We start from the raw sequence: 1,081 nt of genomic DNA, 5'->3' as shown, positions 1-1,081 counted from the left end.
AACAAAAAGGCTTAATTCATTATGACGAACGATGCACTTATCGCAGCTTTATCCCATCTGGTATCTGAAGGGCGAAATCCAGATACCATGGACATCGACTTGCTGCCTTCTCTCGATATTGTTCAACGCATCAACCAACAGGACAAACTCGTTCCGCTTGCCGTTGAAAAAGTGCTGCCTGAGATTGCTCAAGCGGTCGATAAGATCACCGACGCCTTTAAAGTGGGTGGACGCTTAATTTATATGGGTGCAGGCACGAGCGGCCGTTTAGGTGTACTGGATGCCTCGGAATGCCCACCAACGTTTGGCGTATCGGACAAAATGGTGATCGGCCTTATCGCTGGTGGCCCAGAAGCGATACTAAAAGCCAAAGAAGGTGCAGAGGACTCACCTCAACTTGGTGAGCAAGATTTAAAGGATATCGACTTCAGCAGCAATGATGTACTGGTAGGAATAGCAGCCAGTGGTCGTACACCTTATGTGATTGGCGGTTTGGAATACGCGAATACGATTGGTGCAACTACCGTTGCGTTGTCGTGCAATCCGGATTCTCCTATCGCAGATATTGCCGATATCGCAATAAGCCCCGTTGTTGGCCCTGAAGCCTTGACGGGGTCCACTCGCTTAAAATCAGGCACCGCGCAAAAGTTGGTGCTCAACATGCTCACTACAGCAAGTATGATCCGTTTAGGTAAGAGCTACCAAAACTTGATGGTGGACGTGAAAGCGACCAACAACAAATTGGTCGCGCGTGCTGCTCGCATTGTTATGCAGGCGACGGAGTGCACTAAAGAAGAGGCAACCGAGGTACTTAAGCAGACCAATTATGAGGTGAAACTGGCGATCTTAATGATCTTGACCGATCTTGATATCGAGTCCGCACGTCAGCACCTTCATCATCAAGACGGCTTCTTGCGTAAAGCGGTAGAGAGCCATAAATCAAACTGACCTAATGTAAGAAGGTTGGATAGTAAAAAGGTGGCTCATGGGCCACCTTCTCTTTTCGCCGGTGCTAACACATCAAGCATCAATCCTCGTCATACAACCACTCATCAAATTCGCGATTTAACTCGTTATTCAC

General features: G+C 48.0%; 1 protein-coding gene. It reads left to right on the top strand.

Annotated features, from left to right (window positions below; genetic code table 11):
* The first annotated feature begins 21 nt into the window (after positions 1-21).
* Complete coding sequence (gene murQ / locus R7P72_RS25780) at positions 22-948, top strand: N-acetylmuramic acid 6-phosphate etherase (RefSeq protein WP_031857225.1); 927 nt, start codon at positions 22-24, stop codon at positions 946-948.
* Positions 949-1,081 lie beyond the last annotated feature (133 nt).

It is taken from the genome of Vibrio sp. Vb0888 (assembly GCF_033338835.1).
Lineage (GTDB): Bacteria > Pseudomonadota > Gammaproteobacteria > Enterobacterales > Vibrionaceae > Vibrio > Vibrio alginolyticus.
The sequence above is the reverse complement of the archived record's forward strand: the minus strand, read 5'-3'. Positions and strand labels throughout refer to the sequence as shown.

What these genes read in the sequence shown, in the direction of transcription:
- murQ (WP_031857225.1), top strand. Translation starts at nt 22, where the DNA reads ATGACGAACGATGCACTTATCGCAGCTTTATCCCATCTGGTATCTGAA.